The sequence below is a fragment of the Microbispora sp. H13382 genome, from assembly GCF_014161445.1.
Taxonomy (GTDB): Bacteria; Actinomycetota; Actinomycetes; order Streptosporangiales; family Streptosporangiaceae; genus Microbispora.
Map to the genome: position 1 here is coordinate 14774 of NZ_JABBXA010000011.1, position 15464 is coordinate 30237.

Annotated in this window: 18 protein-coding genes; 13 read left to right on the plus strand and 5 right to left on the minus strand. The window is 66.9% G+C overall.

The window, feature by feature from the left end; translation table 11 throughout:
* Positions 1 to 22 precede the first annotated feature (22 nt).
* From HHX41_RS22015 to HHX41_RS22025, 3 genes are all read right to left on the minus strand, one after another.
* Positions 23 to 1591 (minus strand): restriction endonuclease, encoded by a 1569-nt coding sequence (locus HHX41_RS22015; RefSeq protein WP_182907526.1) that lies wholly within the window; start codon positions 1589 to 1591, stop codon positions 23 to 25.
* A gap of 258 nt (positions 1592 to 1849) precedes the next feature.
* Positions 1850 to 2662: an inositol monophosphatase family protein gene (locus tag HHX41_RS22020; protein ID WP_182907527.1), complete on the minus strand. Its 813-nt coding sequence runs from the start codon at positions 2660 to 2662 to the stop codon at positions 1850 to 1852.
* Positions 2659 to 3531, minus strand: a complete 873-nt coding sequence (locus HHX41_RS22025) for a DUF5919 domain-containing protein (RefSeq protein WP_182907528.1) — start codon at positions 3529 to 3531, stop codon at positions 2659 to 2661. The genes HHX41_RS22020 and HHX41_RS22025 overlap by 4 nt, the downstream gene beginning before the upstream one ends.
* A gap of 157 nt (positions 3532 to 3688) precedes the next feature.
* On the opposite strand from HHX41_RS22025, the gene HHX41_RS22030 reads away from it, so the two are divergent.
* The 4 genes from HHX41_RS22030 (at position 3689) to HHX41_RS22045 (ending at position 5363) form a co-directional block, all read left to right on the plus strand.
* Positions 3689 to 3853: a hypothetical protein gene (locus HHX41_RS22030; protein ID WP_182907529.1), complete on the plus strand. Its 165-nt coding sequence runs from the start codon at positions 3689 to 3691 to the stop codon at positions 3851 to 3853.
* A 5-nt stretch (positions 3854 to 3858) separates the two neighbouring features.
* On the plus strand, positions 3859 to 4218 hold the full coding sequence (locus HHX41_RS22035) for a hypothetical protein (RefSeq protein WP_182907530.1): 360 nt from the start codon (positions 3859 to 3861) through the stop codon (positions 4216 to 4218).
* 71 nt (positions 4219 to 4289) lie between these two features.
* A complete protein-coding gene (locus HHX41_RS22040; protein WP_182907531.1) occupies positions 4290 to 4532 on the plus strand; it encodes a hypothetical protein in 243 nt (80 codons plus the stop codon).
* A gap of 99 nt (positions 4533 to 4631) precedes the next feature.
* Complete coding sequence (locus HHX41_RS22045; protein WP_182907532.1) at positions 4632 to 5363, plus strand: GntR family transcriptional regulator; 732 nt, start codon at positions 4632 to 4634, stop codon at positions 5361 to 5363.
* On the opposite strand, the gene HHX41_RS22050 is transcribed toward HHX41_RS22045, so the two are convergent.
* Positions 5351 to 5926: an Imm21 family immunity protein gene (locus HHX41_RS22050; RefSeq protein ID WP_182907533.1), complete on the minus strand. Its 576-nt coding sequence runs from the start codon at positions 5924 to 5926 to the stop codon at positions 5351 to 5353. The two genes, HHX41_RS22045 and HHX41_RS22050, sit on opposite strands and share 13 nt — an antisense overlap.
* 154 nt (positions 5927 to 6080) lie before the next feature.
* Here HHX41_RS22050 and HHX41_RS22055 point away from each other — a divergent pair, with 154 nt between their 5' ends.
* The 9 genes from HHX41_RS22055 to HHX41_RS22095 all read left to right on the plus strand — a co-directional run bounded on the left by HHX41_RS22055 (position 6081) and on the right by HHX41_RS22095 (position 14191).
* The gene (locus HHX41_RS22055; RefSeq protein WP_310742121.1) at positions 6081 to 6473 is read left to right on the plus strand and encodes a plasmid replication, integration and excision activator; all 393 of its coding nucleotides are present in this window, start codon (positions 6081 to 6083) and stop codon (positions 6471 to 6473) included.
* On the plus strand, positions 6470 to 6748 hold the full coding sequence (locus tag HHX41_RS22060; RefSeq protein ID WP_182907535.1) for a hypothetical protein: 279 nt from the start codon (positions 6470 to 6472) through the stop codon (positions 6746 to 6748). Before HHX41_RS22055 ends, HHX41_RS22060 begins: the two co-directional genes overlap by 4 nt.
* Positions 6745 to 7074, plus strand: coding sequence for a hypothetical protein (locus HHX41_RS22065; RefSeq protein ID WP_182907536.1), 330 nt, complete (start codon positions 6745 to 6747; stop codon positions 7072 to 7074). The genes HHX41_RS22060 and HHX41_RS22065 overlap by 4 nt, the downstream gene beginning before the upstream one ends.
* A gap of 87 nt (positions 7075 to 7161) precedes the next feature.
* Positions 7162 to 8583 carry an FtsK/SpoIIIE domain-containing protein gene (locus HHX41_RS22070; protein WP_182907537.1) on the plus strand — a complete coding sequence of 474 codons (1422 nt, stop codon included), beginning with the start codon at positions 7162 to 7164 and terminating at the stop codon, positions 8581 to 8583.
* Entirely contained in the window at positions 8580 to 8762 is a 183-nt protein-coding gene (locus tag HHX41_RS22075; protein WP_182907538.1) for a hypothetical protein, read from the plus strand. The genes HHX41_RS22070 and HHX41_RS22075 overlap by 4 nt, the downstream gene beginning before the upstream one ends.
* Positions 8759 to 10375 (plus strand): replication initiator, encoded by a 1617-nt coding sequence (locus HHX41_RS22080; protein WP_182907539.1) that lies wholly within the window; start codon positions 8759 to 8761, stop codon positions 10373 to 10375. Before HHX41_RS22075 ends, HHX41_RS22080 begins: the two co-directional genes overlap by 4 nt.
* On the plus strand, positions 10375 to 10569 hold the full coding sequence (locus tag HHX41_RS22085) for a helix-turn-helix domain-containing protein (protein WP_169951410.1): 195 nt from the start codon (positions 10375 to 10377) through the stop codon (positions 10567 to 10569). The genes HHX41_RS22080 and HHX41_RS22085 overlap by 1 nt, the downstream gene beginning before the upstream one ends.
* A complete protein-coding gene (locus HHX41_RS22090; RefSeq protein WP_259401210.1) occupies positions 10569 to 11924 on the plus strand; it encodes a tyrosine-type recombinase/integrase in 1356 nt (451 codons plus the stop codon). The genes HHX41_RS22085 and HHX41_RS22090 overlap by 1 nt, the downstream gene beginning before the upstream one ends.
* A 560-nt stretch (positions 11925 to 12484) precedes the next feature.
* A complete protein-coding gene (locus HHX41_RS22095; protein ID WP_182907540.1) occupies positions 12485 to 14191 on the plus strand; it encodes a SpoIIE family protein phosphatase in 1707 nt (568 codons plus the stop codon).
* Positions 14192 to 14351: 160 nt separating this feature from the next.
* On the opposite strand, the gene HHX41_RS22100 is transcribed toward HHX41_RS22095, so the two are convergent.
* Entirely contained in the window at positions 14352 to 15461 is a 1110-nt protein-coding gene (locus tag HHX41_RS22100) for an acyl-CoA desaturase (RefSeq protein WP_182907541.1), read from the minus strand.
* Between the last annotated feature and the right edge of the window lie 3 nt (positions 15462 to 15464).

A 15464-nucleotide genomic window follows, 5' to 3' on the forward strand; every position in this document is an offset into this window, starting at 1 on the left:
GCCCTTGCGGAGGTGCTTGAGCCTACGCGGGATCGCGCCACTCATCCGGGGGAACTATCTTTGCCTGTACTCCAGCGTGTTCCTCAAGTAGGTAGAGAAGGTTGGCGCCGTCAATCAGCTCGATCGGCTTATTCTTTGCAAATTCGAATGACGCTTGACCATATCCGGCTGTCGTCACAAGGATGCCCTTGCTTGCACCCTCGTTTTGTAGTGTGCCAAACAAATCGCGGACCGCCGATACTCCCACGGTGTTCTTATAGCGCTTCGCCTGAATCACTACCTTCCCTCCGAAGATGGGGCGAGGGTCGTAGGCAATGCAATCGACGCCGCCATCTCGTGAAGCTCGTGTCTGTCGCGCTTCGAGGCCCATCTTTGTGAAAAGGTTTTGGATCAGCGCTTCGAACTCTCCGGGGGAAAGGTCCATGAGATTGGGCCTACTGTCAACAATCGACAGAGCGTCAGACTCCTCCACGAAGCGGGCATCCACCATGTTGAACTCGAGCACCGGGCGGACCGGCGTAAGTTCTACGGGGCTCTTGGAAACTCCTGCAGACAGGTGCTGAAGGCACTTGAGCGGGTCAACATGCGCAAGGTCGAGCGCTCCGAAAGTGTCACGGGTGGTGCGAAGCGTGATCAGGCACGGACGGATCTTCTGTCCCGAGGCTGGATCGATCGTGTCAACGACGCCATTGAATACAACTACGTCCAAGTGCCGTCCACGATCAGCTTCGAATAATTCGTGGACTGTCCTGAGCGCGACCTGAGCGATTGCGGCTGCATAGGTGCTCTTGATTTGCGTAGCTGGGCGGGGTGATTCGTTGATGGAGTCTGTGCTCTTCACGTACCGGTGCTGCTTAACTGCAGGCACGATGTCTACAGTTGGTAGCTCATACTCGACGACCAGTTGCCGCGACTCCGGAACAAAAGCAATCTTGAAGTGCTGAGGGAAGCCGTCAGGGTAGCTCGAACGCTGTAAGACCATGTCGTAGTAGGAGACGACCGCGTCCGGGTCGCCCGACTCGTATTCGTTACGAAAGGCATCGATCTCGGCGTGCTGTCGAGCGGCGTCAGCCTTCCTGGCGCTCACCATGCCTTCATAGGCGGCCCTCGCTTCCGCCAATGCCTGGGTTCGGGCGCGCTCCTGTGCCTGATGCTGTGCCGTGGCCTGCTGGAACTTCCCCTGCGCAGCGGTTAACGCCTGCTGGTACTTCGACTTACCGAATAGCTTTCCCACGCCCGTCGGCTCAGCTGGCGCGAACTGCTCCCACTGCGGTGCCGGAGTGGGAACTTCTAGGTGTCTATGCTGCCAGGCTGGGATCGTGGCGGGTCTTTTGAGCGACTCGAAGTCGATGTGGTCATCGACCTGCAGGGTAGCCTGCAGAATCGTGGCGAGCGCCTGCATGCGGAGCTCCAAGGCCTCGTTCATCGCTGCGACATCAGCAGCGCGGGACTCCTGGTAGAGCCGCTTGCGTTCCTTCTCCTCCGCAGCTTGGGCACGAGCGTAGGCGGCTCTGGCCCGTTCGGCGTTGCGTTGGGCTGCCTGCTGAGCTCTGATCTGCTGCGCCTGAGCGCGAGCTGCCTCCCGCTGCATCTGTGCAATCGTTGCCGCGAGGGAACGCCGCCGAGCCACTGGTTCTCCCTACGTTCTCTGAAATCCGACCGCCCCGACTAGCAGAAGCAGTGGCAAGGGCATTCCAGGCTCCTGCTCCTTATCGCCTTATATCGTTCCAGAGCGTACACCGCAGGCCTCAGTGCAAAAGTGTCGCATATGCACCAAAACGCCCGTTGCGTACGTTTATGTATCCTGTTGAGGCGTACAGTCTGCGGCAGCGATCACAAGGCCGGCAGGCTAGGCCGTACGGTCTGCGTCCTTCTCGGCTCCTGCGACCAGTTCGACGAGGTCGGCGAGGATTTTCGGGGCTGCGGCGATGGTGGCTCGGGCCCTCATCGTGTGGGGGGTGCCGTCGATGTCGGTGACGGTGGCTCCGGCTTCGCGGGCGATGAGGACGCCTGCGGCGGTGTCCCAGGGGTTGTTGGACAGCATGATGCAGGCGTCGGTCTTGCCTTCGGCGACCCATGCGAGATCCACGGCGGCGGAGCCGAACATGCGAACGCGCTGAACGCGTGTGGCGAGCTGGTAGTTGAGTGGGAGGCGGACGCGGTTCTTGGCCTCGGCGCCCTTGCCTACGGCGTAGTCGCCGACGGAGACGATGGCGGCCTCCAGGGCGTCGGTGGTGCTGGCACTGATGGGGTGGCCGTTGGCGGTGGCGCCGGCCGTTTCGGCTGCGGCGTAGCGGGTGGCGAGGAAGGGAAGGTCGATCACGCCGAGGATGGAGCGGTCGTGGTCGATCAGGCCCAGGGAGGTGCCGCAGAGGGGGATGCCGTGGGTGAAGTTGGCGGTGCCGTCGAGTGGGTCGAGTGCCCACATGAGGCCGTCGCCGGCATGGGTGATTCCTTCCTCTTCGCCGAGGAACCCGATCTCCGGGGTCTCTCGGGATAGGAAGTCGCGTAGGGCGTGCTCGACGGCGTAGTCCACTTCGGTGACCATGTCGCGGTCGCCTTTGGCGGTGACGATGCCGGGGAGCTTGGTGGTGATGATTTGGCTGGCGATGGTGACGGCCTGCTCAGCTATGGGCAGTAGCGCGCGGGCGTCAAGGGTCATACGGGTTTGCTCCGCTCCCACATAGAGGTGAAGACCTGGTCGAAGACGGGAAACAGTCCGTCGGCGGCGGTGTTGTCGGTGATGACGAGCGTAGGTGAGTCGACTCCGCGGGCTGCCGGTAGGTAGGGCTGTACGACGCAGGTCGAGCCGTCCACGATCAGGATGTTGAAGCGGATCGTCTCGTCGTAGACGTGGATCTCTAGCCGTTCAGCGGCCTCGGGGTCGAGCCGGTCGCGGAGCCGGGTGAGCATGCTGATGTTGAGCGCCGTCAACGTCTGGAGGGTGCCGTCGGTGTAGTGCTCTTCGCGTTCGCGGGCCTTGATGGCCTCGCCCTTGGGGTCCAGGAACAGGCAGCGGATGCGGGTGCCGTTCTCAAGTAGCCGGGTGAGCTGGTGGTCGGGGTAGCTCTGGCAGATCACATTGAGCGATAGGCCGCAGGCGTTGATCTCCTTGGCGTCGTCGAACAGGGACGCGGGCGGGTAGGCGGCGCTGAACGCGGACCGGCTGCTGAAGACGGCCGTCACGTCGGCGAAGCGGGCGTCCTCGCACGGGTCGGGCGCGGGAGCGGTGTTGTCTTGGGTGCTCCTCGGTGCCGGTACTGCCGCTGCCGCTGCGGTTTCGGCGGAGAACAACTCCTGGGCGGTCAGGCCGGGGAACATCGCCTCCAGGACCCGGCAGTGATCGGCGTAGGGCAGGCCCTTGAGTTCGCCGGACAGCCAGCGGTGGAGCTGGGCGCGGCTGGGCCACCTGCCCGCGAGGGCGGGGTCGACCTTCTTGGCGGCCTTGTCGTACTCGCGGCAGAAGGTGCTGTAGGTCTGCCAGTGGCGCTGGCGTAGGAGCGACTTCAGCATGATCGGTTGCTCGGTCATCATCCGCGCCCTCGGGGTTGGGGAGCCCTTGTAGGCCCAGGTTAACCAGGGATGCGGATCACGGGGAGACAAAGACGAGACGAAGCGAGACAGGACGCGCCCAGGCGGGACATGCACGCGGTCGAGACGCGACAGGCCGCCGGGCAATCGTTGGATCATGGCTGGTCAGTGTGGGTTGTGCGGAGGGCGGGGCTGGAAATACGCCAGTCCCCGGCGCGGTGTCGTCGCGGCCGAACAAGGGGCCGGCGAGACCGTGGCGGGTGAGCGGGTCACGGTCGAGTGCCTGGGCTGCCAGGGCTCCGGCATGGTGCCGGAGGAGTGAGGCCGATGGCTACCCGCTGGCTCGACCAGATCGCATCTCCTTCGCTGCCGCCCGAGGTGCCGCTGACCGCTGAGCGCGCGGCCGGGCTGCTGTCCGCCGAGTTGTCCATCGGGCACGGCATCCCCACTGACGTTCATGCCGGACACGGCGTGGCGTTCCTGTCGGTCTGGGTTGACCTGCTCGTGTGGACCAACGGCCGGTGGTTCCGCTGGTCGACAGGGCGGCGCTCGGCCAGCGGCCGACTCGTGTTCGCCTTCGCCCCCGTGCACGACATCGTCACCACCGCTCGGCGGGTGGCCCTGCTGCGGGAGGAGTTGCGCCGCACGCACCCCTACTCCCGGTACATCGAGGACGGCGGCGCATGACCGCCCGGCATCTGAGTCCACACCTGCCGCGCCCCCAGGCCGACGCCGAAGCACTCGTATGGTTCGCTCCCATGCCCACCAGCCGAGAGCTCGTTTTGGCCTGGACCTGCGACTGCCTGGCGATCTTCTTCGAGCTGATCCAGTCGGGCGGGGTCGCCTTCATCAGGAAGACGATCCAGGACGAGCGTGCGCCGGTGATCGCCGAGACGCACCGGTGGCCGCTGCGACAAGCATGGCTCACCTGGGCGGCGATGCTGGCCGGTCAGGTGCGGGTGAACGGGCGCGGCGGCGTGGTCGAGTCCTCAGGGCAGTGAGGAAACTCCCGCGCCGTCGCGCCTTCAGCTTTCCACGGGGCAGACAGAATCAGGACGGATAGCTAAGCTGACGACAAGTCGAGTTGTAGGGAAGTCGTCATGTCGTCCGAAGAGTACGCCCCGCCGAAGTACGCGCAGATCGTCCAGGCCATCCGGCGACGCATCGCGGACGGCACCTATCCTCCCGGCTCGCTCCTGCCGTCGGAGACGCAACTCATCAACGAGTTTCACGTCAGCCGGCCCACCGTCGTTCGCGCTCTCCAAGTGCTCCAGCTTCGGGGCGTGATCGAGCGCGAGCACGGCAAAGGCTCCTTCGTGAAGACCACGCCGCCGGCCGCAGCTGAGGAAGCCTCCCGACCCGGCCGGGCCGTACTCGACCGGGCGGAAGCCGACGAGAACGGGTGCCCGGTAAGCGTCGGTGAGCACCCGGCCCCCGCGAGCGTCGCCAAGCTCCTCGGCATCGCCGAGAAGTCGCCGGTCATGATGCGACGCGTCCTGTTCCGCGATGCTGACCGGCCGGTCGACCTCGTCACCATCTGGTGCCCGGTGGAACTGGCCGAAGGTACCGACCTGGGCCAGTCTGAACCGCTCACCGCCGGCATCCGGCAGCATCTCCAGCACACCAAGGGCCTCAAGCTCGAACACGTCGCGGAACGGCTCAGCGCACGGCACCCCTCAGCGGAAGAAGCCAAACTCCTGGAACTCCGTAAGACCGCACCCGTCCTCGGCGTGCTGGCCAGCGTCTACAACGGCGGCGGGCGACCCGCCCTCATCGTGGACCTGGTCCTCCCCGGCGACCTGCACGAACTGGAAGACGCCTACTCCCTCTGAGCTGCAGCGGCTGCGGACAGGTTCAGCCGTACGAGCACAATCTGCTCTTCTGGCAGTTCGACGTAAGCGGCTCGGACCTTGTACTGGCCGGGTATCAGGTCGATCCACAGATGGTCCTCGGATGTGACGTCCTCATGCCCGTAAACGGAGTCGAAGAGAATCAACGGCTCTTCCACCGTCCACGTCACCTCTTCGTCCTCAGGCACGGTACCCGCATCGATGATCTCGACGACCGCCTTCGCGAGGGCGCTCGCCTCCTGCGCGTAGCGTTCGGCTGATCGCGTCTGTACCCATTGGATGATCACGTTTCTTTCCGGCAGGTAGGTCGTAGTGCCGAGTACGCCTGCCACGACCAACGATTGGGACGGGCCGACGTCGATCAGCCCGATGTACGACTGGACGGAGCAGGCACGGCCGTAGTCGCCTTCGTCCTCGGGGTAGTTCCTGGGTGTTCCGTGCCAGTACGGGAGTGCTGACTGCGGCACGAGGATGTGCGGGCCGCCCAAGGTGCTCACCCACGTGAGGCCGCTGGATTCCGCCTGCTTCGGGTCATTTGCGGTCATGCCGCTGAGCGTACGCAGGCAACACGCCAAGATTCTCAGCAACTCGACTTGTCGAGTACGGAGAAGGTGGGTACTCTCAAGACAGCTCGACAATACGAGTTGTCGAGAAAGCGAGAGAAGGAGATGTCTCATGGCACTACAAGGACCCATCCCAGTGACCTTCGACATGGTCTTCCCCCACGGCTGCTACGTCGTCGGGGAAGTCGAGCAGGTCAAGGACTTCGACGCATCGACCAACGGCCGGTTCGTCCAGGCGCGGGACAAGCAGACGGGAGAACTCGTCTGGCAGGTCGCCGTGATGGACGCCGACCCGACCCTGAAGCCCGCGCAGAAGACGGTGGCTGTCAAGATCCTGGCCCCCGTCCAGCCGGCGCCGCCGGCCCCCATGGCGGGCCTGCCGTTCACGCCCGTGGAGTTCGACGGGATCAGCGTCACGCCGTACGTCAACCAGGCGGGTCGTCTGGCCTACTCGATCCGGGTGCGGGAGATGCGGGCTCCCCGCACTGTCGGTGGCCGGGCTGCTGCTCAGGCGAAGGACGCGGCATGACGGGGCGGCGTACCGTGCCGCCGGTCAGCACGATCAACCTCAAGACCGGGCCGGGCGCGTCGGCGGCCAACCATCCGTACCCGCAGCGGTCGCCCGTCCTCGGGCTGGTCTTCGGCGGCGTCCAGGTGCTCGTCACCACCTCCGCCGGAGACCGAATCACCGTCGATGACCTGGAGTTCGCCCGCTGCCTGGCGCGTGAGGCGGCCTCGTTCGCCCGATCGGTGGAGCGGATGTTCCACGGTCTCCCGAACGGTGAGGGGGTGGCGGTCCGATGACGCCGGATGCCTACACCTACCTCACCATCGCCATCACCTCGGACGAGCGGCCACGCGTGAACGTCGGGTTCTACACCCCCGGCCTTCGCGCCGACGTTCGAAAGCTGGAGTCGGGGCGGCCGTACCTGGTCCTGGAGTCCGACGAGGCGTATGTCTCGGTCTCCACGACCGGGGCCGGACCGGCCACCGCGAACGATGTGGAGACCGCCCGGCGCATCTTCGATGCTGCCGCCCGGTACCTGGCCGACTGCGAGCGCATGCACGCCGAGCAGGTGGCCGACTCCGACCAGCTCGCCCTTCCCGTCGTCGGCGAGACGGCGGCCTGAGATGCAAGCGGGGCCGCAGGAAGCGGCAACTTCCGGCGGCCCCTCAACTCTCCCTGACTGCGAAATCACGAGAGGACACGAAGTCTAATGTTCCGAAAACTGCCTGGCGACGAGGCGCGTAACCTCGTCTCCACCACGCCAGACACGGCCGTGGTCTTCCGCCCGGCCGTCATGCAGACCCCCGCCATCGTCACCATCGTGATCTGGCTGTCGCGGCTCGTCGCGGGCTTGGTCCGCCTGGTCGTGCGGCATCCGGTCGCGGTGGCCGTCCCGGTCGGCCTCGGGGTGATCTGGACCCTGTACGGCTGGCGCCTGGCCCTGGTCATGGCCGGATTCCTACCCTCGGCGGGCCTGCCCTGGGCGCTGCTGGATCGCGCCTCGTTCCTAAGGTTGGTCGGCTGGCCCCTGCTGGCCTGGTGGCGGCTCGTCGCCGTCTACCGGCGGCACTGGCAACCCGTGATGGTCGTCTCCGGCCTCGGACGGCACATCCGGGGACGCGACTACCTGCCCCGCCTGATGCGGGTGGAGTGTGACGGCTGGGCCGACCGCGTGAGCGTGAAGATGCTCAACGGCCAGGCCGTCACCGACTGGGCCGACCGCATCGAGCACCTGGCCCACGGCTTCGGCTCCCCCTCCTGCCGCGTCGCCGTCGCTCGGGCCGGGCGGCTCGTGCTCACCTTCCCCCGGCGCGACCCCCTCGCTGAACCCCTGCCCGCCGTCCCTGTCCCTGAGGTTGCCTCGGTGGGGCCGGTCGAGATCGGACGGTGCGAGGACGGCACACCGCTGCGGCTCAAGGTCCACGGCACGCACGTCCTGATCGCGGGCGCGACCGGGGCGGGCAAAGGCTCCTACCTGTGGTCGACAATCCGCGGCCTGCTTCCCGCGATGCGGGCGGGCCTGGTGCAGGTGTGGGCGCTCGACCCCAAGCGGATGGAACTGTCCTTCGGCCGCGCCCTCTTTGGCAGTCGGTACGCAGCTGATCCGAAGGAGTGCGCCGACCTGCTCGATGAGGCCGTGTGCGTGATGCAGGAGCGGGCCGACCGGTTCGCCGGCCTCCAGCGCTCCCACACCCCCACGCCCCCTGACCCGTTCGTCCTGGTGCTCGTCGACGAGGTGGCATTCCTGACCGCCTACCAGCCCGACAAGCAACTTCGCCAGCGGATCACGGCGGCCCTGGCCACGCTCACCACCCAGGGCCGGGCGGTCGGCGTCGGGGTCATGGCCGCACTCCAGGACCCCCGCAAGGAGGTCATGAACATCCGCAACCTGTTCCCCGACAAGATCGCGCTCCGTCTCGATGAGTCCGAACAGGTGGACATGGTCCTCGGCGACGGAGCCCGCGACCGGGGCGCACTGGCCGACCACATCTCACCGGTCCCCGAGCTGGGCGCGGGCGTCGGCTACGTCCGGCTGGAGACCTCCCCTGATCCGGTTCGCGTGCGCGCGGCCTACGTCTCCGACACCGACATCCGGGCGATGGTCGCCGAGTTCGCGGGGGAGGGCCGATGATGCGCCTGGCTCACATCCTCGACGGCCTACGTTGCTCGGGCTGCGGTGCCCTCGATGTCCTGTGGCTCGACCCCGTGCGCGGGATCGTCGAGTGCCACGAGTGCGGTGAGAAGGCCACCGTCATCGTTGACGGCCTCGACCTGGTCGATGCCCTCGACGGGTGCGGAGGTGACTGGTGACCAACCCGCACGACCGCTCGACCCCTCGCGCGGTGCGGATGACACAGCCCCTCGCCCGTGAGGTCGTGGAAGAGATCGCCAAGCAGTACGGCGTGTGCATCCGCCCGGTGCCGCTCCGGCGGCAGGACATCCTCACCGGACAGGTTGAGGTCATCGACGTCCCCTGCGGAGCAACGCTGGAGAACAAGTGCCCGCCGTGCGCCAAGCGCAACCGGCAACTCCGGCGGGCGCAGTGCCGGGAGGGCTGGCACCTTGACCACGAGCCGGTCAACCTGCCCGACAACGCCGACGACTATCAGCGGCATCTCGTGGAGCTGCGGGCCGACGCCCAAGCCTGGCGGGATGAGGTGGAAAAGGCCGGCGGCGACACCACCGACCTGGACGCCGCGATCGTCGAGTTGGACGAGGAGATCAACCGGGCGGGGATGCGCGGGAACGTCCTCGGCCGTACCTCCGGCAAGCGCTCGCGGTCCACGAAGCGGCGGCAGGATGCTCCGGATCTGCCCAAGCGGCAGATGACCAAGACGACGCTCGGGCGGACCTTCACTGGCTCGGACGGCAAGACCTACCGGCCGTCGATGTTCGTCACGCTCACCCTGCCCTCCTACGGGCGGGTGCTGGAGGGGGCTCCGCTCGACCCGGACCGGTACGACTACGCGCGGGCGGCCCGGGATGCGCTGCACTTCTCCAAGCTGGTGGACCGCTTCGTGCAGAACCTTCGCCGGGTGGCCGGGTACGACGTGCAGTACTTCGCCACCGTCGAGCCTCAGAAGCGGCTCGCGCCGCATCTGCATATGGCGATCCGCGGCACCCTGCCCCGTGCGGAGCTGCGGCAGATCATTGCCGCGACCTATCACCAGGTGTGGTGGCCCTCGACCGATGTGGTGCGGTTCGAGGGTGACCACGTGCCGGTCTGGGAGGACGGGGCCGGCTACCTCGACCCCGACACCGGGGAGGTCCTGCCGACCTGGGCACAGGCCCTCGACTCTCTTGACGCCGACGAGGACGCCGAACCCCTGCACGTGCTCCGCTTCGGCGACCAGGCCGACATCCAGAGCGTGCTCGCCGGAACGCCGGACGCCGACCAGCTCATCCAGTACCTCTCCAAATACTTGACCAAGTCCCTCGGTGACGCCCTCGGCACCGACGACCCCCGCCGCAAGGCACACGCCGAAAGGCTGCTGGAGGCCCTGCGGTTCGAACCGTGCTCACCGACCTGCCCGAACTGGCTGCGCTACGGGATCCAGCCCAAGGGCGCCAAACCGGGGATGGCTCCCGGCCGGTGCAAGGGCAAGGCGCACAAGCCGGACCACCTCGGCTACGCGGGCCGACGCGTCCTGGTTTCAAGGAAGTGGTCGAACAAGACCCTCACGGAGCACAAGCAGGACCGGCGTACCTGGGTCCTGGAAGCGCTCGGCGTCGAAGACGAGCCGGTCGACCCACACCGCTACCTCTGGAAGCCGGTCAAGCCCGGTGATCCCGAACTCGCCCCGATCGGCGTCCGGCTGCTCCGCTCGGTGCATGAGCGCCAGCGCTGGCGCAACCACATGAACCAACTCCAGGCACTCGGAGACGGCCAAGATCTTTCGGCAACTGAAGGGAGGGCAGCGTGATGGACAGACTCTTCTACCGACCCAAAGACGCGGCGGTCGTCCTCGGCATGAGCCGTACGGCGGTCTTCCGGCTGATCAAGACCGGTGAGCTTCGCTCGGTGAAGTACGAGGGATATCGGCTGGTGCCTGCTGACGCTCTTCAGGAGTTCGCGCGGGCGCTCGAAGTGGGCTCGACGCCGGAAAGGGCGGCGTGATGTCCCGTAAGCCCAACGGCCGCTCCTCGATCTATTTCGGCAAGGACGGCAAGTGGCACGGCTGGGTCACCATGGGCGTGAAGGACGACGGCACGCCCGACCGCCGGCACCGCATCGGCAAGACCGAAGCGGAGGTCACCCGCAAGGTCCAAGAGCTGGAGAAGGCGCGCGACTCGGGGAAGATCGACAAACCGGGCAAGGTGCCGACGGTCAAGGAGTGGATGCGGGTCTACCTCGACGAGATCGCCCCGTTGAACGTCAGTCAGTCCACCCTCGTCAGCACCTACCGGCCAAAGGTCGAGCACTGGATCATTCCCCGGCTCGGTGCTCACCGGCTCGACCGGCTCCGGCCGGAACACCTGGACGCCTTCTACGGCTGGCTGAACAAGCAGGACCTCCGGCCGAACACGATCTTGCAGATCCACCGCATCCTGTCGCGCGCTATCAAGCTCGCCGTACGGCGGGAGATCGTCGCCCGGAACGTCTGCGGGTTGATCGACGCGCCGACTGGGGAGGAGGTGGAGATAGAGCCGCTGTCGGAGGATGAGGCGCGCGACATCCTCGACGTCGCCAAGGATCGCCGGAACGGTACGCGGTGGTCGGTGGCGCTCGCGCTCGGTCTTCGGCAATGTGAAGCGCTCGGCCTGCGGTGGAAGTACGTGGACCTGAAGCGGGGACAGCTCCGGATCTTCTGGCAGATCAAGCACCAGCGTTACCGGCACGGCTGCGCAGATCCACACGCCTGCGGGGCCGCCCTCCACCGGTATCCGTGCCCGGCCGACTGCCCCAAGGCGAAGCGGACGTCCGGACGGCGGCACACCTGCGTCAAGCAGCGGTGTCCGGCCTCGTGCGACCGGCATGGCGGCAAGTGCCCGACGTTCTGCGAACCCGGCTGCACGAAGCACGCGCCGTCATGCCCTCAACGCGTCGGCGGGTGGACCTTTGTGAAGCCCAAGGGCAAGAGCAGGCGAGTGGTCCCGCTCCCTCCGCCGTTGATCCCGCTCCTCAAGCTGCACCGTGAAGCGCAGGAGGCCGAGCGGGCGGCGGCGGGGGAGAAGTGGCAGGACCGGGATCTCGTCTGGTGCGAGCCGGACGGCAGTCCGATCGACTCCCGGCAGGACTGGGAGGAGTGGAAGGAACTGCTTCGCCTGGCCGAGGTCGAGAAGGACGCCAGGGTCCACGACGCCCGGCACACGGCGGCGACGCTGCTCCTGGAGCAGGGGATAGACATGCGGGTCGTTCAGGTGATCCTCGGCCACTCCCAGCTCACCACGACGAAGCGCTACACCCACGTCACCGAGAACCTGGCCGGCGACGCCATGGCGCGGATGGGCCGGGCGCTGTGGGACGAGTGAACCGGCAACTGCACAACTGCAACCAGAAATGCAACCGGGCAGGCTTCCGATCGATCAAGATTCGGGAGTCTGCCCAGCTCATTGAGGGTGGGGCGCCAGGGACTCGAACCCTGAACCGACGGATTAAAAGCGCCCTTGATCAATGCCGCCGCGTGCCGCATTCTACCATTTCGTCCGCCGTTGTCCCCGGGAGTCTGCCGCCTAATCACGCTGGGTGCCGCGCCGTACCCGTACACACGAGCGACCACCGAGCAACCATGCGTCCTTGACCACTGAATTCGTCGACGACCCTGCGCGCTCGCCGACACTGGTGCCGTCATTACAGTCGGCACGTAGGTCGCTTCGAACGCGTGGTGCAGGCGCTCAGCGCGGCGTTTCGCCGGGATGACCCACTATGGGCCAGCCTCCTCGACGAGTATTGCCCACGCCTCGTCGAGATGGGATTCTCAGGCTGCTTCAGGGGAGTCGGCTGGCTCGACATGGCCGCGGGTTACCCAGTGTGCTCGGCGTGTCGGCGGGTAGGGCGTAGGCAGCGATGACCGGAGGAAGGCAGGGCGGCGATGAGGCGGCATCTGCCCAGCGCGCATGGCCATGCCGGGCTGCCCGACCAGAGGTTGCTGCAGGCGGCCTTCGACAGCGCGGGGGCGGGCATCTATCTGACTGATCTTGCTGGCCTTATCACTATGGCGAACCTGCAGGCCGGGGCGTTGCTGGGCCGTCCCGTGGCGGAGATGCTGGGCGCCGATGCCCACGATCTGCTGCACAGGGGCGCTGACGACGGGCTGACTCCTCGCTCCCCCTGTCGGCTGATGGGAGTGCTGGAGCACGGTCGTCCGGCGCGTGGCGACGAGTCGATCTTCCTGCGGGGTGACGGCGGCCTGCTGCCGGTCTCCTTGTCGGCCGCTCCGATAGTGCAGGAGGGCGGGCAGGTACTCGGGGTGATCGTCGTCTTCACCGACATCACCGAGCGGCTGAACCTCTCTCGTCAGCAGGCCGGCCACCTGGCCATGTTGGAGGACTTCAACGCCCGCCTGACGCTGCTCACTGAGATCACATCTGTACTGACCCAGACGCTGGAAGTAGACGAGGCATTGCAACGGCTGGGCAGGCTGATCGTCCCGCGGCTGGCCGACTGGGCGGTGGTGGATCTGCGTATCGATCACGACGAGGCGGAGCGGGTGGTGGTGATCCCTCCTGCCGATCATGCGCAGGACTCCCCGCTGCCCGAGCCTCCCGGTTCCCTGCTGGCGCGGGTGCTGGATCGAGGTGAGACCGTCTTGCTGGGGCCGGGCGACATAGCCCGCAAACCTGACTCCGGCATGGCCGCCGCACAGCGTGAGCTGTTCGCGGCCCGGGGAGCGGTGTCGGCGATCATCACGCCGCTACGCACCCAGCGGCAGGTGCTGGGGGCTCTCACCGTGGCGCGTACCGACCCGGCCCGCCCCTTCGACGCCACCGATGTGACGCTGGTCACCGACATCGGGCGTCGCGCGGGGTTGGCGGTGGGCAACGCGCGCCTGTTCGGCCGGCAACGCGAGGTGGCCGAAATGATGCAGCGTCACCTGTTGGCTCCGCTGCCGCAGGTGGGCCACCTTGAGATGGCCGCACGCTACCTGCCGGCCTCGGTGGGGTCTCAGGTCGGGGGTGATTGGTACGACGCCTTCCTGCTGCCCGACGGCGTCACCGCCCTGGTCATCGGTGACGTGGTCGGCCACGACATCAGGGCCGCCGCTGAGATGGCCCAGCTGCGCAGCATGGTGCGCACGCTGGCGTGGGACCGCTGCGTGTCGCCCAGCCTGGTCGTCAACCGGGTGGACCAGGCGATGTCCGCCGTCACGGACGTGCCCATGGCGACGATGATCTTGGCACGTGTGGAAGGCTCCGAAGATGGTCCGTGGCGGTTGCGCTGGAGCAACGCCGGGCATCCGCCGCCCCTGCTGGTCACCCCTGACGGGCATGCCCGCTATCTGGAACAAGGGCAGGATCTGTTGCTCGGGCTCCGCCTGGGCATCGAGTCAACCAGGCGTGACGCCGTCGAGCCGATGCCCGCTGGGAGCACCCTCGTGCTCTACACCGACGGCCTCGTCGAAAGTCCCGGCAGCGACCTGGCCACCGGACTGGCCCGGCTGCGGGCGCAGGCCGCGGCCATAGCTCACCTCCCGCTGGAGGACGTGTGCGACGAGATCGTGCGACGCATACCCCACGGGACCACCGACGACGTCGCTCTTCTCGCGTTACGCCTTCCCGCGTGCGGCGCCGGCGCCTGATCGTGTACGGGGTCATGCCTGCGGCCGGGGCGTACGGGGTCGTTCCGCAAGCAGGCCACACAGGCACGCCTTTCGGTTCTGGCCCATATCCGACGGGCATCTGGCCCCGGGCTCTCCGCGGGTCCGGGGCCGTGTCATGCGGCAGTGGATCCGCTCGGGCTCAGGCCGCCGCCTTGAACGACGCAGGCGGCCCGGCCGCTGGTCGCCGCGGGCTCGGTCCCGGCAGGGCCATCCGGAGGACGCGTTTCCAGACCGAACCCGCCTGCCGGGCCAGCGATCCGGACGTGTACGGCAGACCGAAACGCTCGCACAGGGCGCGGACCCGCGGCGCGATCTCCCCGTACCGGTTGCTGGGCAGGTCGGGAAACAGATGGTGCTCGATCTGGTAGCTGAGGTTGCCGCTCATGATGTGGAAGAGGCGTCCGCCGTCGATGTTGCACGAGCCGAGTAGCTGGCGTACGTACCACTCGCCGCGGGTCTCGTTCTCGAGCCGGTCCTCGGTGAAGACCTCCGCGCCCTCCGGAAAGTGGCCGCAGAAGATGATGGTGTGCCCCCACACGTTGCGGGCCAGGTTCGCGGTCAGGTTGCCGAGCAGGACCGGGAGGAAGGCCGGACCGGCGAGCAGCGGGAACGCGACGTAGTCCTTGACAACCTGGCGCCGAATCTTGGCCGCCACGGCGCGAAGTTGGGTCAGCGCCTCCTTCAGGTCCTTCTTCCCTGACGGGATGCGCTCGAGTTCCAGGTCGTATATCGCGATGCCGTACTCGAAGAAGAGCGCCAGCAGCGCGTTGTAGAACGGCTGAGCGAGATAGATCGGATGCCATCGCTGCTCCGGACTGATCCGCATCGCCGAATAGCCGATGTCGCGATCCTTGCCGAGCACGTTCGTCCAGGTGTGATGGACGAAGTTGTGGGAGTGCTTCCACTGATCGGCCGGAGAAGCGAAGTCCCACTCCCACGTGGTCGAATGGATCTTCGGGTCCCGCATCCAGTCCCACTGCCCGTGCAGGACGTTGTGACCGATCTCCATGTTCTCCAGGATCTTCGCGACCGCCAGTGCCGCCGTTCCGGCGGCCCAGGCGGGAGGCAACCAGGAGGCGAACAGCAGCGCCCTGCCGCCCAGCTCCAGCTTGCGCTGGACGGCGATGAGACCCCGGATGTAAGCCGCGTCCCGCTCACCGAGGCTCGCGAGCACCTCGTCGCGGATCTTGTCCAGCTCGCGGCCGAACCCTTCGGCGTCGACAGAGGCCGGATGGGATGTGGCAGGCATGCG